21 protein-coding genes and 2 pseudogenes are annotated in these 25,560 nt (G+C 43.3%); 3 read left to right on the top strand and 20 right to left on the bottom strand.

Annotated features, from left to right (window positions below; translation table 11 throughout):
- Nucleotides 1–632: 632 nt before the first annotated feature.
- From C6I21_RS08100 to C6I21_RS08070, 7 genes are read right to left on the bottom strand one after another with little or no spacing between them, the layout of a single operon-like run.
- Nucleotides 633–2,063 carry an aldehyde dehydrogenase family protein gene (locus tag C6I21_RS08100; protein WP_105958950.1) on the bottom strand — a complete coding sequence of 477 codons (1,431 nt, stop codon included), beginning with the start codon at nucleotides 2,061–2,063 and terminating at the stop codon, nucleotides 633–635.
- A 40-nt stretch (nucleotides 2,064–2,103) separates the two neighbouring features.
- The gene (locus tag C6I21_RS08095) at nucleotides 2,104–2,967 is read right to left on the bottom strand and encodes a class II fructose-bisphosphate aldolase (protein WP_105958949.1); all 864 of its coding nucleotides are present in this window, start codon (nucleotides 2,965–2,967) and stop codon (nucleotides 2,104–2,106) included.
- 12 nt (nucleotides 2,968–2,979) lie between these two features.
- Nucleotides 2,980–3,717, bottom strand: a complete 738-nt coding sequence (locus tag C6I21_RS16775) for a GntR family transcriptional regulator (RefSeq protein WP_280953445.1) — start codon at nucleotides 3,715–3,717, stop codon at nucleotides 2,980–2,982.
- Nucleotides 3,714–4,859 carry a diphosphate--fructose-6-phosphate 1-phosphotransferase gene (locus tag C6I21_RS08085; RefSeq protein ID WP_105958948.1) on the bottom strand — a complete coding sequence of 382 codons (1,146 nt, stop codon included), beginning with the start codon at nucleotides 4,857–4,859 and terminating at the stop codon, nucleotides 3,714–3,716. Before C6I21_RS08085 ends, C6I21_RS16775 begins: the two co-directional genes overlap by 4 nt.
- 13 nt (nucleotides 4,860–4,872) lie before the next feature.
- Complete coding sequence (sftI, locus tag C6I21_RS08080) at nucleotides 4,873–6,204, bottom strand: sulfoquinovose isomerase (protein ID WP_105958947.1); 1,332 nt, start codon at nucleotides 6,202–6,204, stop codon at nucleotides 4,873–4,875.
- A gap of 15 nt (nucleotides 6,205–6,219) precedes the next feature.
- Nucleotides 6,220–8,235 carry an alpha-glucosidase gene (locus C6I21_RS08075; protein WP_105958946.1) on the bottom strand — a complete coding sequence of 672 codons (2,016 nt, stop codon included), beginning with the start codon at nucleotides 8,233–8,235 and terminating at the stop codon, nucleotides 6,220–6,222.
- 1 nt (nucleotide 8,236) lies between these two features.
- Nucleotides 8,237–8,953: a DUF4867 family protein gene (locus tag C6I21_RS08070; RefSeq protein WP_105958945.1), complete on the bottom strand. Its 717-nt coding sequence runs from the start codon at nucleotides 8,951–8,953 to the stop codon at nucleotides 8,237–8,239.
- A 467-nt stretch (nucleotides 8,954–9,420) separates the two neighbouring features.
- Here C6I21_RS08070 and C6I21_RS16890 point away from each other — a divergent pair.
- The 3 genes and pseudogenes from C6I21_RS16890 to C6I21_RS16845 form a co-directional block, all read left to right on the top strand.
- A pseudogene (locus tag C6I21_RS16890) lies at nucleotides 9,421–9,645 on the top strand (transposase family protein); the annotation flags it as partial.
- A gap of 38 nt (nucleotides 9,646–9,683) precedes the next feature.
- A complete protein-coding gene (locus C6I21_RS16685) occupies nucleotides 9,684–9,899 on the top strand; it encodes a hypothetical protein (RefSeq protein ID WP_245411570.1) in 216 nt (71 codons plus the stop codon).
- A 256-nt stretch (nucleotides 9,900–10,155) separates the two neighbouring features.
- Nucleotides 10,156–11,001 (top strand): transposase, encoded by an 846-nt coding sequence (locus tag C6I21_RS16845; RefSeq protein ID WP_105958943.1) that lies wholly within the window; start codon nucleotides 10,156–10,158, stop codon nucleotides 10,999–11,001.
- A gap of 122 nt (nucleotides 11,002–11,123) precedes the next feature.
- On the opposite strand, the gene C6I21_RS08055 is transcribed toward C6I21_RS16845, so the two are convergent.
- The 13 genes and pseudogenes from C6I21_RS08055 to C6I21_RS08000 all read right to left on the bottom strand — a co-directional run bounded on the left by C6I21_RS08055 (nucleotide 11,124) and on the right by C6I21_RS08000 (nucleotide 25,532).
- Nucleotides 11,124–12,953, bottom strand: coding sequence for an asparagine synthase-related protein (locus C6I21_RS08055; protein ID WP_142393236.1), 1,830 nt, complete (start codon nucleotides 12,951–12,953; stop codon nucleotides 11,124–11,126).
- Nucleotides 12,925–14,058, bottom strand: a complete 1,134-nt coding sequence (locus C6I21_RS08050) for a CapA family protein (RefSeq protein WP_105958941.1) — start codon at nucleotides 14,056–14,058, stop codon at nucleotides 12,925–12,927. Before C6I21_RS08050 ends, C6I21_RS08055 begins: the two co-directional genes overlap by 29 nt.
- A 1-nt stretch (nucleotide 14,059) precedes the next feature.
- Entirely contained in the window at nucleotides 14,060–15,364 is a 1,305-nt protein-coding gene (locus tag C6I21_RS08045) for a lipopolysaccharide biosynthesis protein (RefSeq protein WP_105958940.1), read from the bottom strand.
- Nucleotides 15,365–15,656: 292 nt separating this feature from the next.
- Entirely contained in the window at nucleotides 15,657–15,806 is a 150-nt protein-coding gene (locus C6I21_RS16485; RefSeq protein ID WP_181186176.1) for a hypothetical protein, read from the bottom strand.
- A gap of 75 nt (nucleotides 15,807–15,881) precedes the next feature.
- Nucleotides 15,882–17,204, bottom strand: coding sequence for a nucleotide sugar dehydrogenase (locus C6I21_RS08040; protein ID WP_105958939.1), 1,323 nt, complete (start codon nucleotides 17,202–17,204; stop codon nucleotides 15,882–15,884).
- A gap of 23 nt (nucleotides 17,205–17,227) precedes the next feature.
- Nucleotides 17,228–18,106: a glycosyltransferase family 2 protein gene (locus C6I21_RS08035; RefSeq protein ID WP_105958938.1), complete on the bottom strand. Its 879-nt coding sequence runs from the start codon at nucleotides 18,104–18,106 to the stop codon at nucleotides 17,228–17,230.
- A gap of 128 nt (nucleotides 18,107–18,234) precedes the next feature.
- Nucleotides 18,235–19,065, bottom strand: coding sequence for a dTDP-4-dehydrorhamnose reductase (gene rfbD, locus C6I21_RS08030; protein ID WP_105958937.1), 831 nt, complete (start codon nucleotides 19,063–19,065; stop codon nucleotides 18,235–18,237).
- The gene (gene rfbB / locus C6I21_RS08025) at nucleotides 19,062–20,096 is read right to left on the bottom strand and encodes a dTDP-glucose 4,6-dehydratase (protein WP_105958936.1); all 1,035 of its coding nucleotides are present in this window, start codon (nucleotides 20,094–20,096) and stop codon (nucleotides 19,062–19,064) included. The genes rfbD and rfbB overlap by 4 nt, the downstream gene beginning before the upstream one ends.
- Nucleotides 20,097–20,115: 19 nt before the next feature.
- Nucleotides 20,116–20,667 (bottom strand): dTDP-4-dehydrorhamnose 3,5-epimerase, encoded by a 552-nt coding sequence (gene rfbC / locus C6I21_RS08020; protein ID WP_105958935.1) that lies wholly within the window; start codon nucleotides 20,665–20,667, stop codon nucleotides 20,116–20,118.
- Entirely contained in the window at nucleotides 20,664–21,566 is a 903-nt protein-coding gene (gene rfbA / locus C6I21_RS08015) for a glucose-1-phosphate thymidylyltransferase RfbA (RefSeq protein WP_105958934.1), read from the bottom strand. Before rfbA ends, rfbC begins: the two co-directional genes overlap by 4 nt.
- A gap of 419 nt (nucleotides 21,567–21,985) precedes the next feature.
- Nucleotides 21,986–23,263, bottom strand: a pseudogene (locus tag C6I21_RS08010) (IS110 family RNA-guided transposase).
- A gap of 126 nt (nucleotides 23,264–23,389) precedes the next feature.
- On the bottom strand, nucleotides 23,390–24,355 hold the full coding sequence (locus C6I21_RS08005; protein WP_181186175.1) for a glycosyltransferase: 966 nt from the start codon (nucleotides 24,353–24,355) through the stop codon (nucleotides 23,390–23,392).
- A 16-nt stretch (nucleotides 24,356–24,371) separates the two neighbouring features.
- The gene (locus C6I21_RS08000; protein WP_105958932.1) at nucleotides 24,372–25,532 is read right to left on the bottom strand and encodes an O-antigen ligase family protein; all 1,161 of its coding nucleotides are present in this window, start codon (nucleotides 25,530–25,532) and stop codon (nucleotides 24,372–24,374) included.
- Nucleotides 25,533–25,560 lie beyond the last annotated feature (28 nt).

Genomic DNA, 25,560 nt, shown 5'->3' with positions numbered 1-25,560 from the left:
GGGCACGCCCCAACGATTTCTGGGAGCGGAAATCGCAGTTGTTGGAATCACCTGCTGCAGAGTTACACGAAAACGTCTCCACCACATCTCCCTCGAATCCCGGCTCTACCTAAGAAAAGAGAGGTTTGTTTAATAGGTTCCCGCTTTCTGCCTGCACCTGCAGCCGTACGCGTTCCGGAGGGAACGGGCTCAACTAATTCCTTCTTCCTTTCGTCTGAAGGAATGGATTTTCGCCTCGTTCGGATCCTCCCGGAGTCGACGGCTTCCGGTTTCGGCAGGCAAAAAAGAAACGGTATTGCCTTATAGACATCGACCCTGCTACGGATCATCTGTTCTTCATCCTAATTCTAATACACTTCGGAGCGTTCGGCAGAGACGCCGGTGGGATCAAGCGCAGTCTGAAGATCCTTTCTCAGGGCGCAGGCCATGAGAAATAGCTGAAGACAAGCCCACGGCAAGCTTCTGCCGAAAAGCGGAGAAGCTCTATCAACAGAAACAAACGGTACATGGAACAGAACACTGAAATGCTGCAGCCCTTGGCATAACTGCTTGAATGTGGCTTTGAATTTTATACATTCTTACCCTACAAAGAAAGCCGCATGACCAGTATGTGACGGTCATGCGGCCGCGGCTTAACGCTTTGCTGATCCCTGCAGCACGATCAATCGTTCGTTCATCATATCCTGCATCGCGTATTTCGGTCCTTCTTTGCCTTCGCCGCTCTCCTTCAGACCGCCGTAAGGCATGTGGTCCACGCGGTAGCCGGACGTGTCGTTGACGATCAGGCCGCCGACTTTTATTTCTTTCGCTGCCTTCATCATAAACGTCAGGTCATTCGTAAAGAGCCCGGCCTGCAGCCCGTATTTGGAGTCGTTCACCAAGCCGATCACTTCGCCCTCCGACTGATAGCCGATCACGGAAACGACCGGACCGAACACTTCCTCCCGGCACACTTTCGCTTCCTGCGGCGGATCGACGAGCACCGTCGGCAGGAATATGTTCCCCTCTATCTTGTTGCCGGTAAGCACGTCCGCTCCCTGATCGACAGCTTCCTTCACCCAGTCCGACACGCGCTGGAGGGCGTCTTTTCCGATGACCGGACCGACGTCCGTGTTTTTATCCATCGGATCTCCGGTTACGAGCTTTTCGGTTTCCACTTTCAGCTTTTCGAGAAAAGCCTGTTTCACATCGTTCTGCACGTACACCCGCTGCACCGAGATACACACCTGTCCGGCATTGTTAAACGACTTCTGCGCGACCTGCTGCGCAGCCGTTTCAATATCTGCATCCTGATGCACAACGACCGCGGAGTTGTTCCCGAGCTCGAGGCTCACTTTTTTGTGTCCGGCGTGCTGCTTCAGCCACAAACCGACGCCGGGGCTGCCGGTGAAAGTAATCATCTGGATCCGCTCACTCTCCGTCATCCACGTGCCGATGTCTTTTCCCTTTCCGGTAATAACATGCAGCCAGCCGTCAGGAAGTCCGGCTTCCTTAAACACTTCGGCGAGCTTCAGCGCGCTGAGCGGCGTGACTTCCGCCGGCTTTAAGATCACAGCATTGCCGGAAGCGATCGCCGGGCCGACTTTGTGGCACACTAAGTTCAGCGGCACATTAAACGGTGTAATGGCACCGATGACGCCGACCGGCTCTTTGATCGTAAACGCCTGGCGGGACTCCGATCCCGGCGCAGACTCCACCGGTACAACCTCCCCGGAGATCCGCTTCGCTTCTTCAGCGGACACTTCCAGCGTGAGCGACGATCTTCCGGCTTCCCCTGTCGCCTCCGTGATCGACTTGCCTACTTCCTTGGCGATCACTTCCGCAAATTCATGCTGCTTTTCCTTTAAAAGTTCCGACGCCTTTTTTAAGATTTCAAACCGCTTGTACGGCGGGAGCGGGGAAGCAGATACGTTCTCCGCAGAGTCAACCATGCTGTCGAAATCGGCTTTTGAAGCCACGCCGACCTCTGCAATGACTTCGTCTGTAAACTTGTTCATGACACCAATACTGTCCGTCGAACTTGTATACGCATTGTTCGTCCACTGTCCATACGTTACCGTCATGATAGATCACCTCATTTTAAAATTTGTTACGACCTTTTATTCAATACGTACGCGCCTTGTTCTCACTTCCGAACACGCGGATCTTCTCTTTCACTTTATCGATCATGGCTTCTTTACCGGCACCGAGTGAATGCGCCAGATGGTACTCGTTCGGATTGTCCTGAAGGCACTGCTTCATCCCTTCCGTGAAAGCGACGCGCAGCTCGGTATCGACGTTGATTTTCGCAATGCCGAGGCCAATTGCCTTCTTCACATCCGCATCCGGAACGTCGGAGCCACCGTGCATGACGAGCGGTTTATTCAGCGACTTCGAAATCTCCTCGATCCGGTCAAACGCAAGCTCCGGCTCCTGCTTGTAAATGCCGTGGGCCGTGCCGATTGAAAGGGCAAGGTAGTCCACGCGGCTCCGATCTGCAAAAGCCAGCGCTTCTTCCTCCGACGTAATCTGGGCATCTTTCTCATCGACCGTAATATCATCTTCCGTGCCGCCGATTTTGCCGATTTCTCCTTCGCTGCCGATACCGAGATGGGACGCCGCATCTGCTACGAGCTTCGTTTTTTCCGCATTCTCCTCAAAGGACAGCGCCGAGCCGTCAAACATCACCGATTGAAACCCGAGCTGGATCGCCTTCATCGCCTGTCCGAGATCGCGGCAGTGATCGAGATGGACAGCGACCGGTACCGTGACGTCTTTCATGTAAATGTCGATGAGCGCTTTCATCGGTTCCAGGCCGACATTTTGAATAACTTTCTGCCCGACCTGAATCATGATCGGCGATTTCATCTGCTCCGCCGCTTCCAAAATACCTTGAATTGTTTCCGCATTGTGTGCGCTGAACGCACCGACACCGTAGCCTTCTTTGTACGCGTTCTCCAACATGGTTTTCCCTGAAATATATGCCAACGTGGCCCTCCTTTACCGCTCCAGATCAATGTGGTACTGGTATTGATCGCCCCGGTATTTCGTTTTTGTAAATTCAATCGGCTTATCGTCCACGCCGAAACTCAGTCTCGTCATCTCGAGCAGCGCTTCGCCTCCGCGGATACCTAAGTAGTCAGCCTCCAGCAGCGTGGAGTTAATCGACTTAATCTGCTCCGACGCACGCTTTAACCAGATGTTGTGGGACTCCAGAATTTCGTAATATTTCGCTTCATCGAGATTTTCATCGATCAATAGCTTTCCAATCGCTTCCGGCCACACCGTCCGCTCCAGAGCAATCGGCGTCTCGTCCGCAAAACGGATCCGCTCCACGAGAAGCACCTTTTCATGCGGCTGCAGCATCAGCACCGTTTTTTCCTGATACAGGTCTTCCCGGAATTCGGCACGGAGCGTTTTCGAACGCGGCACCCGGCCGCTTTCAATGACCTCTTCAGCAAACCCTTTCAGCCGTCCAAGACTTCCCTGCAGACGCTGCGGTTTCACGACCGTTCCCCGACCCTGCTTTTTCTCCAGCAGCCCGTTCTGCACGAGAATTTGAATCGCCTGACGGATCGTCGTTCGGCTCACACCGAATTCTTCCATTAATTCCTGCTCTGTCGGAATGAGTTTGTTCGGCTCCCAGTACTGCTTTTGAATGCGGTCGATCAGGATATCTTTAATCTGTAAATACAAAGACCCTTTCGAATGATCCAGCTTTTCCATTTGTTTTTTCATAAGATTGAGCTGCTTCCGGCCTGGGTTTGAGTGGAGACAGGCGGAAGGTCGATAATCCCTTCCAGCCATTCGTTATACGCTTTTCTCTCCTCAATATAGGTATCAGGAAGCAGTCGTTCACCTCCATCGCTCACAATTTGCAGCGGAACGCGAGTTAATTCCGCTTTGTAGTTCATTGTATCATGACGATGGACCCCGACCATAAATCCGCTTTCTCCATTCTGTACTAATTTGGCAGCATACGTCCCGACCGCCGCCGCTTCCTGCTGATCCACCTTCGACACCGCCGGGTAGTAGCAGCGCTGGTTCATCCCGAGCTGCTCCGCGCGCGAGACGAGCTCCAGCTTCTCCCGCACCGCCTCTTCAATCACTTTGGACACCCCGCCGAGAATCGTCCGCCCCCGGGAATTCGACAGCGCCGTCTGCTGGTTGTTGATCGTCACTCCCTCGCTGATCACGAGCAGGCAGTAGCCCTTCTCCTTCCAGGCACGCCGCACGTCACCGAGAATCGTCTCCAGGCTGTATTCCCGCTCCGGCACATAAATCGCATCCGGACCGGCTTCTTCTGTCATGCCATATCCCGACGCCTGCGCGAGCCAGCCGACGTTTCTTCCCATCGTCTCGAGAATACGCACCTGCTCAAAGTTGCGCATCGCCTGCAGATCCATCTTGGAATACCGGGCGCTCTGCGCGACATATTTCGCCGCACTCCCAAATCCCGGCGCATGATCGATCCCTGCAATATCGTTATCCACCGTCTTCGGAATGCCGATCACCTTGAGTGGATAACCGGCCTCCTCCGCCAGGTGCTGCACCGCATGAAGCGCACTCATCGTCCCATTTCCCCCGATGAAAACGAGCGCTTCGATGCGACGCTCCATCAGATAGGCAAGTGCCTGTTTCTGAAGAGCGGGGCTGAAATCATACCGGCCGGAGCCAAGAACCGCTCCGGGTTCCCCTCTGCTCCGCTCGATCGTTTCCCGCTGCATCTCTCCCATCGCTTTCATTTGATTGGTCGCCAGCCCTTCATATCCGTTAAGTACTAAATAGATATCGTCATCTGAAAAAGTCGATACGAAGGAGGCGAGGCTTTCGTTAATGACAGAAGTCGGTCCTCCTGCCTGACCAATGGCTACCCTCATCTACCCGCCCCCCTTACGCTTCGATTTCTACAACTGGAAGGTTAAACAGCCTTCCGATTTCACGGATCTCTTTCGTCACATCCGCGTGAACGAGGGCGTAGTGCGGCTCAAACCCTTCCTCCATCAGCTCCTGCATCACGCTGTGAACCGGCTGTTTGAGCCCGATCTCGACCGTTGTTCCGTTGAACCGCTGCGGTACATCCAGCGCTTCGCCTTTAAACACGAGCAGCCGGTACCCTTCCGGTGTATGACCGACGCGGAACAGCGTGACTTCGCCTGCCTTTAACCCGAATTCCATCGTAAAACCGAGCTTCCGGTTCGGATGTACGCCAGGCTGCGCTCCTGTTGCTTCGCGGGCGAGCGAATACGCGCCGGCGCCGCAGTGCCAGAAGACGAGCGCATTGTTTTCCTCGTTCACATGAACCATGTCGCCGAGGTACGGTGCCCGTCCGGCTGACAGACGGTTTAAGATAAACATGGAAAGCGCGCCGTGAATATCCGACTCACATGCAGACACCATGCTCTCCTCCGTTAAGTGGGAAAGCGTCGAACACGCCGCCGCGCCGAGCTCGTTAAAGAAGTCCGGCCAGCAGCGGATCGCGAGCGCCGACAAGTTTTCTTCAGCAATATACTCGCGCATCGCGGACGTAAACTGGGCGAACCGCTGCACGGTCGCATCATCCCGGTTCAGCGTCAGCACCTGCTTTTCCGCTGTCTCCACTTCCGGAAGCCACCTCTCTTCCGGGACGTCCTTCGCTCTTGCAAACGCATCGTACAGATCGACCGTCGTCACCTTCGCACCGAACACGTCGTGAAGCTCTCCGGTATCGGTGCCGGAGAAATAGAACCCGGGCGGATGTTCGCCGATGACGCCGATATTTAATGATTTCACCTGCTTCACCGTATCCATGACGCGAAAAAGCGAGCCGAGCCTTTCCTGCACTGCTGCTTCATCCGGATTTCCGAACAGAAAACTGTACGGATGACTGTTGCTCCGGAGAACGTGCGACGTACTGTTTCCTCCCGTTAAGGAATTAAGCTGCAGACGGCCGCCGACCTCCGGCTCCCGGACCGACCAGACGATGACCGGAATGCTGTATCGGTCTACCGCGGCCTGAATAAATTCCCCGTCCGCAAACGTGAGACTCTGGTACACAATCGCATCCGGCGGACTCGATACGTCCTGCAGAAACGCGTCCAAGTCATCCGGGGACGTCATCAATTCCATCGGGCTGATCAGTTCCACCGTCTCCTGAAGCAGCTCTTCGGTTTCCTGACGCAGCGTATCGGCGACGTCGGTGTTAAACGTTTTGCGCGCAATCGGTAAATATAAAACGGTAAGCATATGCGTCCCTCCTGGTTAAGTCAATGTGTGAATCGCTTGAAACAATGAAGCGTCCTCCGCCTGTTTCCGGTAGAACACCGGTGGTTTTCCGAGCGGCGCATCCACTTCTACCCAGCCGCCGGTAAACGTCTCTCCGCTCCAGACGTGCACCCACTCATCCTCCGGCAGATACAGCTCCCGGCTGTCCGCGCCCTGATCGATCACGGGCGCAACGAGCACATCTTTTCCGAGGAGGTACTGGTACTGAATGTCATACGCCGTCTCATCCGCCTCATAATGAAGAAACAGTGGCCGCTGCACCGGAATTCCGGCTTCCGCGTTTTCTTTCACGAGCTTTTTTAAATACGGCTTTAAATGCACGTACACCCTGGAGAAATAACCGAACACATCGAGCGTTTCGTCATCTCCGTCAAACTGGAAGCAGTCATCCGGCCGGTTGCCTTCGTGCGTCCGCATCACCGGCGTAAACGCCGCCATCTCCACCCAGCGGAGAAGAAGTTCCTTGTCCCGCTTGTTGCCGTGAAGACTCGTATAGCCCCCGATGTCGCTGTGGTGGATGCCGCATCCGGTCATGCCGGCAGAAAGAGCTGCCGGGATCACCGAAGCCAGTCCGTCGTCCCGCTCCCAGATGACGCTTTGATCGCCGCCCCACAAAAGCGGGCACGCCGTCTGAATGCCGGTATAGCCGGCCCGCATGAAGTAGACGATGTCGTTCTCTCTGCCGGCTTCTTCAATCGCTTCCCGGTTCACGTTTCCCCAGCGTATCGGCCAGGCATTGTGCTCCTTATGTGCCGAAGCGCCGTTATGCAGCACGACGTCTGTCGGCAGGTACTCACCGAAGTCCGCCATCCAGCCGTCCAGACCGAAGTCGATCATGTTCGTCTTTATCACCTGCTTGTACCACTCCGATGCCTCCGGGTTCGTAAAGTCAACGACACCACAGTAGAACTCGCCGAAATCGACGACGTACGTGGAGCCGTCCGTTTTTAATGCGAGGTATCCATTCTCCTCTGCCTGCTTGAACAAATGGCCTTCAACAGCCACATACGGATTGATATAGCCGAGAAAGCGGATCCCTTTTTCTTTCCACTCCCAGATTTTTTTATCCAGGCCGGGATACATTTCTTCATTCCAGATCCAGTTCCACATGAGCCGCTTCCCAAAGGACGTGACCCGTTTCCCCTGCCAGTCCTGACACCAGACGCCGCTGACCTGAATGCCGTGACGCTCGGCCTTGGCCAGCTTTTCTTCAACGACATCGGTGCCGCCCTGAATGCCGAGCCACATGCCGTTGTACGTCCATTCCGGAAGCTCCGGCTGCGTCCCGAACCGGTCTTTCACTTTCTCCAGCAGATTCAGGTACGTACTGCCGGCGGTGAATTCCACTGACTCCGGAATCTCCCACGCCTGCAGTTCATGAAACGACTCGTTCGAGAAATCAAAGTCGGCGTAGGCGGTCGTATTCATGTGCGCCATGTAGCGCTCGGAGGAAATAAACGTCGGCTGCGGATAGTTCGTGTTGTAATAATCGCCGCCTGCTTTATCCTTCACGTCCGCCTGCCACGTCGTATACGTGCTTTTGTTTCTGCCGACACCCGGCTCGGACGTCCAGAGCGGAAAGTTTCTTCCTTTTAAGTTCAAGTAGGAGAGCTGCTCCCCGCCGCCGTACACTTTCTCATCCTCGTGTGACACAAGGCGCATCCAGAAACGGTTATGATTGCGCTTACAATTGAATGTAAATGTAAAGCGGTCTTTCTCCAGCGCAGCAATGACCGAAAGAACCGGTTCCGTTCCGTCCGTGAGTTCCGCCTGAAACCCATCTGCTGTTTCTGTCAGTGTATGTACGCGGAGCGGCACCCGTTCGATCACATAGTCATCAATGTCAAAGTTTCCCCGGTACATCTCCATCGTTTCCTGACCCTTTCCGATATAGAGAAACGGGGCCTCGTCTGTGTGGCGGATGATCTCCTTTCCGTTGATCTGAACAGAAAACGACCGTTCACCTGTTTTCACGTTAATGGATTCTGTCATGTCACTGCCTCCCCTTCACGTAAATATTGTCTCCCAGTAATCCCGGCACCGCACCCTGATCAATCAGCACATCGCGTTCCGGGTGCGCAAGCAGCCACTTGTTTTTCTTAAATAACACCGGATCCTGCCTGCGGCTCGCTTCCCGGGTTAATTCCTCATTCGTCCCCCTCGGCAGAATAACGAGACATTGAAAGCCGTCCCCGCAGACCGCCATCGGCGCAAAATGAAGCACTTCCGGGTACAGCTCAAATGCTTCGCCCTTTTTCACGTAGAAGAATTCCGCCTGATTTAAGTCAAACGTCGACTTGCCTTTTTCCAGCCGTCCAAGACAGAGAATAAAGTCCGTGGCGGCCACGTTGATTTCACTAGACTTATGGTATTCCAGCGCATTCACAGCGTTTGTATAACCGTTGCAGTAGCCGACCTGAATATCCATTTCACCGAAAACGGTTTCCGCTTCCTGCACAAGAGACGAATCGTCTTCCAGTGACGGATCAGAGGCCACATACACGTTACCGGCTTCCGGCATCGCTTTTCTCTGCAGTGCAGGAACAGCTGCTTGAAAAGCGTCTGCATCTAAAAGCGTTCCGTATTTCGTAAAACGGCTGGAAGTAAGATGTTGAAGAGGGATACGTTCATCGGATAAAGAAACAGCGGGCATAAACAAAACCACCTTTAGGTACCTTTTTAAAAACATCATAACCTTTTGTGGTTTCATTATATGCGAAATGCATAAACGTTACAAGGTCTTCGTCTAAAAAATCTGATTCTTTCAGGAAGAAGAGAGAAAAAGGTGAGAATCCAGAGGGATGTATACTTACGGTTTAGTTGTAGTATACGTTAATGTTGTGTAGCTTGGGGAGGGAGTTTGCTATAAACAGTCAGGGATAAAGCGCTGCCGATCATAGGAGGTTTCAATTGAGGAAACAGCTGAGGAGCAGAGAGGGGGGGGGCTGTCACATCATGTGCATTACGAGCGCCTGGCCCACTGTGAGTGCTACGGTTTCTTTTGAAGCTTTATAAAAGTTCTTATTCCATCAAATTATTTGGAACACCCATCCATTGAGGGTTCATTATCGAAACAAGAGAGGAAAACTAGACTGTATTTGGCAAGAGAAAAATGGGTCTTATTCATTTTTGGGGAACGCTTGACGCCAAGTGGGTATATAGATAATAAAAAGGAGAATGAGGATCATGACGATTCTTTCTGTCCCGCTGCATGAGCACCTTCACGTGCTGCATAAATTGGAAACCCCTGACTCTTTTGTCTTTGTTGTCGCACAAGAAACCAGGGCGTCTGCCTGTCCATTATGTCAACGAAGCTCTCCTAAAAAACACAGCTCCTACATGCGGGTTATTCATGATCTCCCGATCCAGGGGAAGCCCGTGTTGCTGTACCTTCGCACACAGAAATGGTTTTTTGTATCAATACGGAATGTACCCGAAGGGTGTTTACGGAACGGTATGACTGGCTTCTGCCATCGAAGCGACGCACCTGGCGGCTGGAGGACATGCTGCGCACCCTTGCGTTTTCGACCAATGGTGTCCAGGCATCGAACCTCTGTCAGAAAATCGGTATGGATGTCCGTCATGATACGCTGCTGCGTCTACTGCATCAAACAGAAATCTCAGAAGCGTGCAGCCCCTTTCGTCGGCATGGATGATTTCGCCTGGAAAAAAGGGCATCGGTATGAGCTTTTGATTGGTGACGCTAGAACCCACCAGCCCATGGAAATGCTTCCGGACCGGGAGAAATAAACGATTCAGAAGTGGCTTCAAGCGCATCCGGAAATCACTCTCATCACCCGGGACAGGTATTCCCGATTCAAGGAAGCGATGGAGGAAATACGGACGGATCTCTACCATATTCATGACCGGTTCCATCTCATTCAAAATTTATGAACCCTTCATGCCCAGGTCATGAGAAAGGTGCTCCCTGCACGAATAAAAAGAGAGGAAAAGCTGGAAATCCTGGGAAGTCCCATCCTCATCAAAGAAACGAAGCAGGAAAGACGCCAGAGAGAAAATGCCGAGCAAAAATGGGCACTGATCCAGGAAGCAAAACGCCTGCAAAAGCAGGGATATTCTCTTCGTCGCATCGCAAAAACAATTTCGTGCAGCTGGGTGACCGTGAGGAGATATCTCGCTATACAGGAACCGCCTTCGGCTCATCGAGGTAAGCGCCCCAAACCGCTGGACGCCCATCAAGAGCATGTTATCTCTATGATCGAAAGCGGAGAGAGCATCAAAACCATTTACACGGTATTAACCACTCAATACGGTTATCAAGGCACCTACGGTGCGGTTCGGGTCTTCGGCACAGAATTTCGGAAAAAGAAAAAGCAGGGACAACCGTTTCACGCGCAGGCTTACTATTCGCGTAGAACGATCCGGAGACTACTTTGGCAGAATCCGCTGGCAGAAAAGGAAAAGCGGAATGCCATCAACGACATTCTTCAACAGTATCCCGTACTCGGTCCGTTTTATGCTTTTCTCACTTCGTTCCGTGCCTGTGTTACCGATCGGGATGCCGAAGGCTTCCGTTCGCTTATTTTATTCGAAAAAAACCGGGAGGATCCATTAACCAAAGCGTTCATCAACAGGCTGTTAACGGATTTTCAACCGACCCTTCATGCACTCATGAACGAAGACAGCAATGGTTACGTGGAAGGGCAGGTCAATCGTTTAAAAATGATTAAACGCCTTCTTTATGGACGAGCGTCATTTCATCTGTTACGCATACGAATGCTTTATCGGTCCCAGTAAATAACACGGATTTTAAAATGGCATTTACCTGGTTAGGAAGGGACGCGAGTTCAATCCCCAAAAATGAATAAGACCCACTTTTTTCTTGCAATCTACAACGGGCTTGAAATGCCTACTTCAGCTCACGATTCAACTTTTTCATCTCTATAAAAATTTCGATTTGATTCCAATTTTATCAAATGTAATGTTTGTAATAAGTTTAATTGATTATCTAGTCGCAAGTTATTACCTGTAAACAATTCATTCAATAATTTGAATGTAAATGACTGATTTATACTCTTATAGAGCTCATTATTTGATTGGATTTTTTCTTGGTATTCCTCACTAATCTTAATATTATTAGAATCTCCCCAAGGACCGGGATGTATTTTAGATACTTTCGTCTTCCTGCCAATTAGATCGATGCTCCAGAAAAAGAACTGTACAAAGCTGTTCACATACCAAGGGAAGTATGGGAGACGGCCATCACCATGTTTTAACCATTTTGTTTTCTTCAGATGCGGTTGCATTGCTCTATGGAATAGCTTGCGGTTTTTCTTCCATTTTTGAGGGACCAATGCAGAAATTTTTACAACATCGTTTGACATAAACGGTTCATAACTTTGAAAAAGTCGTCGATTCACATGAATATTTACAATGTTTAAATTCATGGAACTGGGCCATAACTCAAACCATTCAGAAGCCGATTCTTTTCTGAATTCTTTAATATAACTCAGATGCTCCTTGCGCCTTTCTTCAATTTTTCCAATTATTTCCTTCTTTAAAGCAGAAGTATTTTTAACCTTTTCAGGGTTATACATTTTATCTTTGATCTGAGGAAGGAATGGAAATCGTCCTATCCCTCTCACTTTTTTTATTCTAGCTCCTTTTAATAGCGCATCTGAAAAAAGCCCACCAAAAACCGCCGGATATTTCGATAGACCGCACTTATTATGTAATCCCAATGAATGCGCATGTGTATATTGAGCGCCGTGACCTACAAGCTGGCTTCCTTCTTCAAGAATGTTTAAGTAATGTAACTTGTCTCTTTGTACCAGATTGAATTCAATACCGTAGGCTTCAGCCGCTTTCTTTGCTACCCGGCCTTCCCTGTTCATTTGATCAAGAAAAATAAACGATCGACTTCTGGTGAATTGCCTAATGATACTTGATATTGACCGAGAATCTTCTCCACCACTGATAAACTGAGCTACTTGTTTATGATCGGCAATCACATTCTTCACATAATCGTCCAATGAATTCTTTAAATCCTGAGCTGCTTCATTTAATGATTTATATGCATTTGATTCATACGGGACCCAATAAGGCTCCTTATGTTGTTTCCCTGCCTCACAGTGATACTGATGAACTGACGCAGGTTGCAGTTGGTACACACCCTTATACATTGTATACGGATAAGTGACGATACTGTGTAATACAAAATCTCCAACTGACGTTTGATCCAAAATTAATTCTGGCTTGCATGCCTTTATTAAAGAAAGATGAGATGAGATCATTAAGCATTTATCATCGGAGTATTCGTATGCAGGAATAAACGACATCATATCTGTTACAACAGTGATTTCCCCACTCCGTTTATTAATATATATAAATTGAAACGGACCATTTAGATCATTGTCCCAACTCATATTCTCTTGAGAATAACGTAAAGAAATAGCTTTAGTTTTCTCATTTTCAGAAATGCTCAAATCGGTTAAACCTGCAAAATCGAGCAGTGGTCCTCCCAACATAGCAGTTATTTGATCATCGGTCTCATAATAATCAAACCCTTCATAATGATTTGATAAAAACGCAAAGCTTCCCCAACTGCCATTGAACAAATGAATAAGGTTATGATCATTTCCATATATTTCTTGAAAGCTGAGTTTTATCTGTTCCTCATCAATATAGGTATTGCTATAAATGAAATCGCTCATCTGTATCTCACCTTCTGTTTTTAATTTCCAATGCATTCCGAATCACATAATAATATGCTTCATTCCGAAACAAATGAAGTGAAAGCAGGGTTTTATCCGTTCGTTTTCGTTTCAGCAAAAACATAATTATTCTTTTCAACATTCTTAACAAGGATTTAATAACCCCCCCATATACAGGGAATGGAGAAATTGAATAATTAAAATTCTTGCCAACTGATTGATACGCACTCAATACCATTTCTTCATGTTTTTCATCATATGGATCTTCAAGCATTTTGTTTAATTCATCGATATTAATTCTTTCTTCCTCTTTAGACAATACAACGGTTTGATTTTCTTTGTGGTGGAAAATCGGCGTAAGGTTCACTTCATTATCTGCAAAATCCAGTATGACAGAATAAGTATGGCCTTTCTTATTCACATAATTCTTCGAGTCGAAATAAAAATTCCCCAAGCTGTATGCAATAACTCCTCCATTATATTTTTCATAACCTTGAGGTACATGAGGGTGTGAAGCAATGACTGCATCTGCTCCAAGATCAATTAAAGATTTGTAACGTACTCTCCATTCCCGTTGTGGTATAGAGTAATGCTCTAAACCCGCATGAGCAACAACAATGACATGATCATATTTCTGTTTGCACTTCAATATAGATAGATCGATGCGACTATGATTTATCCAAGCGTACCCTAAAGATGCTTCATTTTCCGCAAAATAATCTATCACACCAAACTGTGCTTCGCATGCATTAATAATTGCAATTTTCTTATCACCGATCTCAACGATTTGTGGAGCATACGCCTCTTCAATATCCATCCCTGATCCCACTGTGGATAAACCTATTGATTCAGCAAATTCTTTGGTCTTTTTCATTCCATCAGCACCATAATCCATCATATGATTATTTGCCAAACACACCATATTCATCCCTTGCTTCTTCAAACCATTTAGCGTAGATGAAAGTTGACTGTGATGAGGACCCGATTTCTTGATTGGATTTCCGAAGCCACTAATTGGCGCTTCAAAATTACAAATGGCATAGTTGCTTTGTTTAATGATATATTCTAATTCATCAGAAAATAATAAACCGGATTCATTCTGATAGTTGACTATATCACCACCGATAAATATCTTTGTCACATTAAACGCCTCTTTCTAAATCGAATTTACGACTAATCCCAATCGTTATTAATATCAATGCAATATTTAATAAACCACCCGTAATACTGAATAGTGCAACTGCAACCACATCACTTTGAAATAAATAATAGCCTAAAGCAAGAGCAATCGAACGGGTAATTAAAGTGACCATCGTGAATTTCAAATGAAAAGCCTGTGCAGATAACACAGGCAACGCTTTAATCGTAGGCTGATTCATAAATAGGAAATAACTCCAAAGCGATATCCAGCGAGCATACTCACCTGCCGTGACCCAATCAGCACCAAAAACAAAACCAAATAACATTGGACCAAATGCAATCACGATGCCAAAGGGTAAGATCCCTACTACCGCCAATCCTAATGTTGATTTAATGATCAAAGCCGATAAATTTTCACCCGTATTTGATGCTTCGGCAATTCTAGGATAAAATACATCTCCTACAGCTTTACCAATAAGTGCACTCGGTAATCCCAGAACAGTCTTTCCAATTGAATAGAAACCAGCGGCAGCCGGGCCAAAGAATGCGGTTAACATCATCACAGGCAGTCCTTGTGAAACGGCATTGATAAACACCTGGGGAGCTCTGAATATCGGAAAATCCTTATGTTCTATAAATACATCTTTCATTCGCAATCGTTCATCTGAAAAGTCGGTTAATTTTGAGGAGATAGTAGGATCTTCTTTTCTAGTGAAATAATATAATAAAAGTGCTTTTATCCCATTTCCGAAAGCTGCAATTGTCACTAATACTCCAGCAACAGGAAGCCAAAGACCACCAGCAGTTTTTGTGATGTTTAATAATAATGAATGTAAAAATGCTGCTTTCGCTGTTGATTTAAATTCTTTTTTTCGTATCAACCATTGTTCACCAACCTGCATTAACGCAGACAAAAGAACAACCAACGGAACTAACAATATGTAAAGTGACAGCTCTTTTATATTAAAGACATCTAGTATAAAATCCTGAAAAAATAATACTATTATCAACATAATGACCGACACAAAACCTGCAATCAAAATTGCAAGTTTTGCCAGTGACAGGGCACTACGATCTTCTTTAGGCAATACTATAGCTACCGGTATAGTCAAGGCAGCCACGGGAACGATCATCGAAACCATCGTATTAAATACACCCAAGATCCCGTAAACTTCAGGTCCATATAACCTGGTGATAATTGGTGCAAATAATAAAGTGATCGCCTGAGCGCCTAAAGTACCAGTAGCAACCATCATGACATTTTTCACAAACTTTTTTCTCAATACATTTTTCAGCCTATTCATCATCGACCTTCAACTCTTCTTCCTATCACTTAGTCCCACACATCAAAATCCCTCATATACACTTTATTATTCAAACTCAACAGTTTCCATTCAGTCGATATGCGACTATAACGGTTGCTTCTTCTTTAAACTGCTCAAAGTCATTAACCACACGTAAATTGTAGAACGCGCATTTCATCATTGCTGGCTCAAGACGAGGACTCACCTACCCCCATTTCTTGTCTAAAGACGTTTTATAATATCGTGGAGGGCGTACTATAGGGAGGTTGTCGGAATTGTCCTTCGTTGTCAAGCGTTAGATGCTGGCCATCTTCGACTTTTGGCGGAGGATTATCTCCGTCGCATGGGCCTTTAGTGTACGGCTTGTATCGATAATCGGACCGATGATGTTATTCGGCACGTCTTCATAGTTGCCGAGAAATTGCTTCGTGTTTTTAGTGGACAATAGCTCCCATAGCCGAATGACGGATTATTTCAGCTCGCGCCAATCCGCTATTCGAGCATGATGCCTTCAATAAAATTATAACCGCCAATAATGATATCCCATACGCTTAACTTCTTCTCTTTCAAATATACTTTTCACATCTATTATTATTTTTTCTTCTTTGGTATTATCTTTGAAAAATCGGTGTGTTTGATCCCAACTTAAAGCTCTAAATTCATCATGTGCAACTGCAAAGACAAGACAATCAGCTTCTTTGACATCTTCAAGTTGCACTAAATCAATATCATACTCATGTTTTGCATGGTTAACATTAGCTAGTGGATCAACTATTATTGGATCTATTCCATATTCTTGCAATCTCACTATAATATCCATAACTTTTGAATTCCTTATATCAGGACAATTCTCTTTAAATGTCAAACCAAGTAAAACAACATTAGCTTGTTTTACTACTTTATTTGCAAGAATCAACTTTTTAATAATTGCATCAGCTACAAATTCACCCATTCCATCGTTTATTTTTCTACCAGACAGAATAATCTGGCTATGATAGCCTAGTTTTTCAGCTTCGTATAAGAAATAATACGGGTCAACTCCAATACAATGCCCACCTACAAGCCCTGGATAGAATTTAATTGCATTCCATTTTGTATTCATCGCTTCAATAACATCTTTAGTGTCAATCCCCATCCTGTCAAACACTATAGCAAGTTCATTCATAAAAGCAATATTAATATCACGCTGGCTATTTTCCACAACCTTTGCGGCCTCAGCTACTTTTATAGAGCTAGCTTTATGAACACCTGCTTCAATTACTAATTCATAAATTTTAGAGATTTCACCTAAAACTTGATCATCTCCACCAGATACGATTTTCACTATTCTCTCAAGTGTATTCACTTTATCCCCAGGATTAATTCTTTCTGGAGAGTAACCAACCTTGAAGTCAATTCCACATTCCAAACCTGATTCTTTTTCTAAAATAGGGATACATATATCCTCAGTAACGCCTGGATATACAGTGGACTCAAAAACAACAATTGATCCTTTTATTAAATTTCTCCCAACAATAGTACTTGCGCCTTCCACCGGAGTAAGATCTGGAGTCTTGTCTGAATTTATAGGAGTAGGAACAGCAACAATATGAAACCTTGCATCTTGTAGTTTTTTTTCATCTGAGGTAAACTCCACTTCACTCTGTTGAATTGCATCATTTCCTACTTCGTTTGTAGGATCGGTCCCCAGTTTATATGATGCTATTTTTGATTCGTTTAAGTCAAAACCAATAACTGGGGCTTTTTTAGCAAAAGCTACAGCCAATGGCATTCCGACATAACCTAAACCAATTACAGAAATCTTTTCTTTTTTATTTAATATTTTTTCATACAGTGCCGTCATTATCCTGCCCCCCAACAAAAGTGTTATCTTCTCTTATATTTATGAATAATTTCAATCAATCGAAACAAGTTAAATTGTGAAAGCAGAAAATCTATTGTTAACTTCAAATTCTTATTATTTAGCATATATGCTTGAGAAAAATATTTTTTTTGATTTTTCTTAGAGTCAAAAGATAATAAAGCCATCATTCTATAGTAATGAGATTTCAACTCATTGTTTTCAATAAAAAATTGGTTCTGCTTAAGCATAATAATTTCTAAAGCTTTTATACCATTTAAATCATTTCTTGTAAGACTATTATTTTGAAGATAAGCATCTACTAAAGGTGAATTGATAAATGCTATTTTATACTTATGTGAGATCCTTATCATTAACTCCCAATCTTGAAATCTTGGAAGAGACTCATCAAACATCTCACTAATTAAAACATTTTTTTTAGCTACTATAGTAGGAGTTCCTATAAAATTTCCCCAAAGTAATTTTGTATAAAAATCTTCATCCTCCTTAACATCAAATTGAGGAATTTTATTAGATTTTTTTTGAATGATTTGATTATATGAACTACACACAACATCCGCGGTGCCTTTATCTATAAATGGCATTTGTAATTCTAATTTTTCTTTGACCCATTCATCATCACTATCTTGAAAAGCAATTACATCACCTTCCGAGGCAACTATCCCTCTATTTCTTGAAAAAGCGCCTCCTTGATTTTCTTTATTAACAAGGTATCTAATTCTAGGGTCTTTAAAGGTTTCAATAACTTCAGAAGTATTATCACTCGAATTGTCATCAACAATTATAATTTCTTTTACTGGGTAAGTTTGTTTTAGAACACTGTTTATTGCTCTAGTTAATGTATTACTTCTATTATAAGTAGGTATCACTACACTCACTTGCATAAATATAAAATCCTTTCATACGCTATTTTAGAAAAACGTTTTACAATTTCATCTGATCAATAAATGCAAAAGCATAAATATACTATGTAACAATTAAAATAGTAATGACGTTAAAAATCAGGGGGTATTTAAATTTGATTCATAAAGTGCTTCAAACCTTCCTCCCAGTGAGGTAATTTATTTTTATACAGTATTTCTTTACTCATTCTCGAATTCAAAGGTCTTTTAGCAGGTGTAGGATACTCGGTACTCGCTACTTCATTTACCTTTACCTGCATACCTGATAAACGAAAAATTTCTTTTGAAAAACCATACCAGCTGCAGTAGCCTTCATTCGTCGCATGATAAATTCCGAATCGATCGGTTTGAATCATTTCCACCAGTAGCTTTGCAAGATCATATGTATACGTCGGAGAACCGATTTGATCTGATACAACAGAAATCTCACCCCGCTCCTTACCCAGTCGGAGCATCGTCTTTACGAAATTATTGCCGTTCTCTCCAAACACCCAAGAAATCCGCACGATAAAATACTTTTCCAAAAGATCTTGAACCTCGAGTTCACCTTCATATTTTGTCTGTCCATAGTAATTAATCGGATCAGGTTGATCGGTTACTTCGAATGGGATTTCGCCTTCACCGTTAAACACATAATCTGTGCTTATATATACCATCTTTGCATCTATCTCTTTGCAGGCCTTGGCAACATGCCTAGTTCCCTGCACATTCACTTTACAGCAAAGTTCCTTCTCATCTTCAGCCTTATCAACTGCGGTATAAGCCGCACAATGAATCACAACGTCCGGATTACATTTCTTGAGGACGTTTTTCGTTTTCGTTTCATCTGTTATATCCAGCTCTTCGCGCGTTGTCCCTATGCATTTAATCTGTTCTTGTTGCAATCGATTCATCACATCATGACCAACTTGTCCACCTGCACCTGTTACTAATACTTTCATATGCTCCCACCTTGATTGTTACTATACATGGCTTGGTAATAATCCTGATAGTTCCCATTAATAATTTCTTCCCACCATTTTTGATTATCCACATACCACTGGATAGTTTCTTTGATCCCCTTCTCAAATGATGTTTCCGGTTTCCATCCCAACTCTCCACCCACCTTGGCAGGATCAATTGCGTAACGTCTATCGTGTCCAGCGCGGTCTTCGACAAATGTGATAAGTGATTCCGGCTTATTCAGTTCTTTTAAGATCGTCTTCACGACTTCAAGATTTGTTCGTTCATTATGACCACCTATGTTATATACTTCTCCATCTGTTCCGTTATGAAGAATCAAATCAATCGCAGCGCAGTGGTCTTCAACATATAGCCAGTCCCGAACATTGTCACCTTGACCATATACCGGTAAGGATTGATCGTTCAGAGCTCGGGAAATCATAAGCGGAATTAACTTCTCCGGAAAATGATATGGGCCATAGTTATTTGAGCAGCGGGAGATTGTAATTGGAAGATTAAACGTTCGGTTATAGGCTTGAATTAGGAGATCTGCTGAAGCCTTGGAAGCTGAATAAGGAGAAGACGTATGAATCGGAGTCGTTTCAGTGAAAAACAAGTCCGGTCTGTCCAAAGGCAAATCTCCATACACTTCATCTGTAGAAACTTGGTGATATCGAACGATGCCATGTGTTCTCGCTGCTTCCATTAACACCTGCGTCCCGATGATGTTTGTCTTCAAAAAGATATCCGGGTCTTTTATTGAGCGATCAACATGCGATTCAGCAGCGAAATTCACAACATAATCGAACTGTTCTTTTTCAAAAAGATCATTTACGAACTGACGATCCGAAATATCACCTTTAACAAAGCTGAAATTCGGATGATTCATAATTGGCCTTAACGTCGACAGGTTTCCGGCATATGTTAATAGATCAAGACAAACGATTTTATATTCTTGATACTTTTTCAGCATATAGTAAATATAATTACTGCCAATAAACCCTGCTCCACCTGTTACTAATACTTTCATAGGCTATTCCCTCATTTCTTCAATATTTAAAACCATGTTCGCAATCTTTAAGTAAAGGAGCTTGTGAGTCTTTTTCTGACAACAATGGATTAATTATACCCCAATCAATATCTAACTGCGGATCGTCGTATCGTATACTGCAATCATGCTCTGGTGAATAACCATTATCGACTTTATATTGCACTTCCACATTTTCAGTCAACGTAACAAAACCATGAGCAAATCCTTTCGGTACTAGAAGTTGTTTTTTATTTTCTTCAGAAAGAACAACGGCTATCCACTTGAGGTAAGTTGGCGAACCTTCCCTAATATCCACAGCAACATCAAGAATTTTCCCTCTGGTACATCGTATTAATTTCGTTTGAGCTTTAGGATTTTGTTGAAAATGAAGCCCTCTCAATACTCCCTTTTGGGCTGAAAAAGAATGATTGTCTTGGATGAAATTAAAGTCTGTCCCCTCTTTTTTAAGTTTTTCATAGGAATAGGATTCCATAAACCACCCGCGCTGATCTCCGAATACAGCAGGTTCAATGATGCATATATCGTTAATGTCGGTTTCAATTACTTTCATCCCAACACCTCCTCTTGCTCTAGTAAATCTATTTGTTGATGAGCAAGACGGATTAAATATTGTCCATACTCATTCTTTTTAAGCGGCTCCGCTAAATCCAATAATTGGGTTTTTGAAATGTATCCTTTTCGATAGGCAATTTCCTCCAGGCAGGCTACTTTTAAACTTTGTCTTTTTTCAACTGTTTCGATATAAGTAGAAGCCTCCAATAAGGATTCATGCGTACCTGTATCGAGCCATGCAAATCCACGGCCTAGTAATTCTACTTTAAGTTTACCTTTTTTTAAGTACTCTTCATTAATAGAAGTGATTTCTAACTCACCCCGTTCAGATGGTTGGATTGATTTCGCTATTTTTACCACATCATTATCGTAAAAGTACAATCCTGTTACAGCAAATGAAGATTTAGGTTCCTTTGGTTTTTCTTCTATAGAAATAGCTTTTCCTAATTTATCAAACTCTACTACACCAAAACGTTCTGGATCTTTTACGTTATAGCCGAAAATTATGCCCCCTTCAGATAAATTAGCTGACCTTTCTAATATCTTAGTAAATTCATGACCATAGAAGATATTATCTCCTAAAATTAGTGCTACAGAGTCATCACCAATGAACTCCTCACCTATGACAAAAGCTTGTGCTAATCCATCCGGAGATGGTTGCACAGCGTAATTTAAGTTTAAACCCATTTCAGTACCCGAACCTAATAATTGTTCAAATCGTGGAGTATCTTCAGGTGTAGATATAATTAAAATATCTGTAATACCCGACAGCATTAATACAGATAGTGGATAATAAATCATAGGTTTATCATAGATTGGTAGTAATTGTTTTGATATCGATTTGGTGATTGGATAAAGGCGTGTACCTGAGCCTCCCGCTAGGATTATACCTTTCATGTTAAAACCTCCCTCTATAAAATAATTAATCCTTCTAATATCTCACGATATCGTCGAATTCCTATACTTTCTGTTTTCAACACACGAAGCTTCATGGACATTCATACCATCATTTTAATTAATTGGAAATTGTGTATCCATCCAATAATTAAACCGGATCATAATAACCATTTTTTAGGTGGTTGATTTGGTCGCACTAGTGGATCTCCACAATACTCACGGTGGTTGACCCTCCCATGTCTCGCAGAGTCTATGCTCCAAAATTCCTTCGTTCAACCTGGCCATGAGGTGGAGGTCGGATATGCTCCTCTGCTAGGTCATCCTGCCCGTACGGTGAAATACAGACCGACTTCTACGTGCTTCGTTTGTCAACGTCGTTCATTCTGGACCTTTATCGTGAGATTAAATTCCGTGAATCGTCAGGCAGCTTCCTGTGTGTCTCTGAAATGCGAAATGTTACGAATCATGCGTTCTTCATCGAAATCACACTGTCTTGTCCCAATTACAAAAAAGATGCGTAATAGTTTGCCACAAGGGACTGTTTACCGATCAAGGGATTAGCAGGCCGGTTTCGATAATAATCATGCAGTTTCTTGAAGGCTTGATTTTTGGCTGACAACGGCATGGCAACGCGGAATAGCAGGGCTCGAAGTTTTCTTCTTCCCCGTTTGGAAATCCTGGTTTGACCTTTGTGGGTCCCGGATTCATTTCGTCGCAGATTGAGTCCCGCTAACTTAAGTAATTGGCGTGGATCATCATAGTTGTTCAAATCACCAACTTCTGCGAAAAAACCGGCAACGGTCATTGCTCCGACACCTTTTATCGCAAGCATCTGCTTAGCGCCCGGAATCGGTTCGATCAGTCCATGGAGCTCCTCTTCAAGGAGAGAAAGTTCTTGACCCAGCTCATGATATTCCTGAAGCAAAAGTGCCAATTCACGCTTCGCCATCCGACTGCCGGTCCGGATTCCAATGGATGTTGAAGCAGCTTCCTTCAGGGCACGCACGCGTTTCAAGCCAACCGCCCGTGAAACACCTTTTTTCATTTCGTCCAGAATGGTGTCATCGTTCACCCCAGCCAGTTCATGTGGCAAGAGGTTCATTTCCAGAATCTGAAGTGCCGCTTTTCCTTCCCAGTCTTTAAAGACCTCTGTGAATTCAGGGAAATAGCGATCGAACCAGTTTTGGATCTTTGCCTTGATGCGATTGTGGCGCTCCGTGAGCCAACCATGGACATTCATCCCCTGGCGCAGCTCGGCATAGACATTCTCAGGCAGCACCGGCTCGGAGAACCGGCCATCTTTCACGAGCTGAGCGATGACTTTGGCATCTTTCACATCGTTTTTCGAAGGGGAATTATCATCAAGTTCTTTGGAACGGCTCACATGCATGGTATTAACTGTGACATAATGCAGGCCATGATCCTCCAGCATATGTGCAAGAGGCAACCAATAGTGTCCCGTCGGTTCCATTCCGATGATGACGTTGGTTTTTCCGAAGGATTCCTGGAGGTTCTGAATCCATTGCAGGAAAGCCCGGAAACCAAGCATGGCGATTATCGAATTTCAACGCTTTCGTCAGGTCAATCCCTCTGTCATCCTGAGCACGTGCATAATTGGTTCGTTTGGCGATATCAACACCAATAATTAACGTGTCGTGGTTGATTTGCAAGATTTTTTCGTTGTGGTTATAATTCATAATTGAGTCCTCCTTGGGTATTCGTTCAGGGTTCTTTTTGCTTCGAAGCTTGGACACTCGTATCATACTAGGGGGGCTCTTTTTGTATCAAACTTCACATTTCTTCATTACAGTAATGCTCCTATATTATGATTTTATTTTACTGAACACTTTTTTTACGATTCCATCAGGCGCAAAATTAATAAACAACTCAAAAATGATTAATTGCCAGTCTTCTCTTAAGCTGCGGACCATAAAATATGTATTCTTAACACTTTTCTTTTCGAAAAATACCTTTCTTCTCTCCGTCCAATTTTTCATAGCTTGAATTTTTTCTCTTTGAATTTTGTTAAACTTAAATTCTTTTAATAGATATTCATATTTATTATTTTCTTTTAATAATTTATTATTAATATAATCTTCTCTACTATTTACAGCGACCAACATACTTGCTCCTATTTGATTATTATCGTGAATTCTATACTTAACCAAAGGTTTATTCAAATAAGCGATAGTGCCCTGTGTTGATGCATATAACGTTAACCAATGATCATGTACATAATATTTATGACAAAATGGAATTGCTTTTTTGGCAACGTCAGCTTTTATAAGCATGGTACAACCTGTTACACTATTCCTTCTCAAGAAATAGCTAAAAAGATTTTCACCATACATGTGTTTTACTCTTTTGTTAACATCTTTAAAGCTACAAGCCACAAGATTATCATTATCATCAATTATTGATAAATTTGAATAACAGAGAACCGCATTTTCTTTTAGTATATGCTCTAATAACCTAGCTATTTTATCTTTTTCCCAAATATCATCTTGGTCGCAATATGCAATAAATTCTCCGGTTGAAGACTTCGTCAGTAATTCGAAAGTTTTATTACTTCCCAAATTGCATTCATTCTTATAGATACAATATTCAAATTTTGTTATTTTCTCTTGAATCATTTTGGTTATTTCTTTATGCTCTTCTTCGTCATCACTATCATCTCTAAATAAAAACGCGATTTTGTTATAGGTTTGATTATTTAAACTATCGAGTAACTTTTTAAAATACTCTGCATTAGGTTTGTAAACAGCTACTACAATATTGACAAGATTCATTATTTTATCCCCTCTATTAATCGGATGATATACCTTTAGTTTTTTGTAAATCATAATAGATATAAAGATATGCAAGATATCCTGTAGAACTAAATAACAATGGATTAGTCGCAGCTATAAATAAATAAGTAACATAGGCGATTTTTTTATAACTCCCTGATTTATTGTTATAAAATAAAGGAACCAATAAAAAGGTCATAAATAATGAGAACAACACAAATCCCATTTGTCTCCACATATCAATGTAGGACCACTCAATACTACTCACAAAACTATCTCGACCATATGAAAAAAAACTACTCCCCATTCCGCTTCCAAATATAATTATGAACGGATTATTTTGTATAAGCTCTCTTATACCATCTATATGCCCCCGCCTTATAGTATCAGATGTTTCTCCTCTTAAAATAAATGCGTCATAAAAAGAATCAACTATACTAGAGTAGAAAACTAACATTAAGAGTATGCTGAGAAAAACAAGCCCATATTTAATGAGTTTTGACCTATCACCAACTAAAAACACATAATAAAAAACAAGAAAAAATATCGGAAAAATCACATTAGCTCTAGTTCCTGATAATACAAGGGCAACTAAAACAAGTATCATTCCTATATATTTATGCTCACTGAATTTCTTAAACATTAGAAAAACTAATAACGGAGATGTATACATGAAAACTTTGTAATAAAATGGATATTCTTCTGACTTTCCCATTATACCAATTCTATAATCGTACATAATACTACGTAATAAGCCCGATTGATTTATGTTTATTATATTTGATAAGTCAAATGATACTAATAAAAGTGTAATTAATAGGATTATATAAATCGACTTAATTAATATTTTTTCATAGTTTATTTCATAGTACTTAATTATAAAGATCATCAGAAATAAATATGGAGCAAATGATCTTGCAAAAGAAGTTAAGAGATCTCCTGTTAATAAAAATGAATACAAAATTAAAAAAGTAGGGAATATGAAACCAAAAAAAGAAAATAGATTATTTCCTTTTTTAAACAGAGAATTAAAAATTAACTTAAAATTAAAGAAACATATTATTAAAAATAAGATTTTCTTAATACTAAATATATCACCAGGGAATATAACACTAATTATCACAAATACGCTAATTAAAAATTCGTTAATCGAGCTCTTTTTTATAGATGTATTCATTAGTTCCGTCTTCCTTTATTAAAATGAC

It is taken from the genome of Alkalicoccus urumqiensis, from assembly GCF_002993335.1.
Classification (GTDB): Bacteria; Bacillota; Bacilli; order Bacillales; family Salisediminibacteriaceae; genus Alkalicoccus; species Alkalicoccus urumqiensis.
The sequence above is the reverse complement of the archived record's forward strand: the minus strand, read 5'-3'. Positions and strand labels throughout refer to the sequence as shown.

Coding starts and splice junctions, on each gene's coding strand:
- C6I21_RS16775 (WP_280953445.1), bottom strand. CDS start 3,717: ATGAAAAAACAAATGGAAAAGCTGGATCATTCGAAAGGGTCTTTGTAT.
- C6I21_RS08055 (WP_142393236.1), bottom strand. CDS start 12,953: ATGCATTGGAAATTAAAAACAGAAGGTGAGATACAGATGAGCGATTTC.
- rfbB (WP_105958936.1), bottom strand. CDS start 20,096: ATGAAAGTATTAGTAACAGGTGGAGCAGGGTTTATTGGCAGTAATTAT.
- C6I21_RS08000 (WP_105958932.1), bottom strand. CDS start 25,532: ATGAATACATCTATAAAAAAGAGCTCGATTAACGAATTTTTAATTAGC.
- C6I21_RS08070 (WP_105958945.1), bottom strand. CDS start 8,953: ATGAAACCACAAAAGGTTATGATGTTTTTAAAAAGGTACCTAAAGGTG.
- sftI (WP_105958947.1), bottom strand. CDS start 6,204: ATGCTTACCGTTTTATATTTACCGATTGCGCGCAAAACGTTTAACACC.
- C6I21_RS08085 (WP_105958948.1), bottom strand. CDS start 4,859: ATGAGGGTAGCCATTGGTCAGGCAGGAGGACCGACTTCTGTCATTAAC.
- C6I21_RS08040 (WP_105958939.1), bottom strand. CDS start 17,204: ATGACGGCACTGTATGAAAAAATATTAAATAAAAAAGAAAAGATTTCT.
- rfbD (WP_105958937.1), bottom strand. CDS start 19,065: ATGAAAGTATTAGTAACAGGTGCAGGTGGACAAGTTGGTCATGATGTG.
- C6I21_RS08035 (WP_105958938.1), bottom strand. CDS start 18,106: ATGCAAGTGAGTGTAGTGATACCTACTTATAATAGAAGTAATACATTA.
- C6I21_RS08005 (WP_181186175.1), bottom strand. CDS start 24,355: ATGAATCTTGTCAATATTGTAGTAGCTGTTTACAAACCTAATGCAGAG.
- C6I21_RS08100 (WP_105958950.1), bottom strand. CDS start 2,063: ATGACGGTAACGTATGGACAGTGGACGAACAATGCGTATACAAGTTCG.
- rfbA (WP_105958934.1), bottom strand. CDS start 21,566: ATGAAAGGTATAATCCTAGCGGGAGGCTCAGGTACACGCCTTTATCCA.
- C6I21_RS08045 (WP_105958940.1), bottom strand. CDS start 15,364: ATGATGAATAGGCTGAAAAATGTATTGAGAAAAAAGTTTGTGAAAAAT.
- C6I21_RS08075 (WP_105958946.1), bottom strand. CDS start 8,235: ATGACAGAATCCATTAACGTGAAAACAGGTGAACGGTCGTTTTCTGTT.
- C6I21_RS16845 (WP_105958943.1), top strand. CDS start 10,156: ATGAGAAAGGTGCTCCCTGCACGAATAAAAAGAGAGGAAAAGCTGGAA.
- rfbC (WP_105958935.1), bottom strand. CDS start 20,667: ATGAAAGTAATTGAAACCGACATTAACGATATATGCATCATTGAACCT.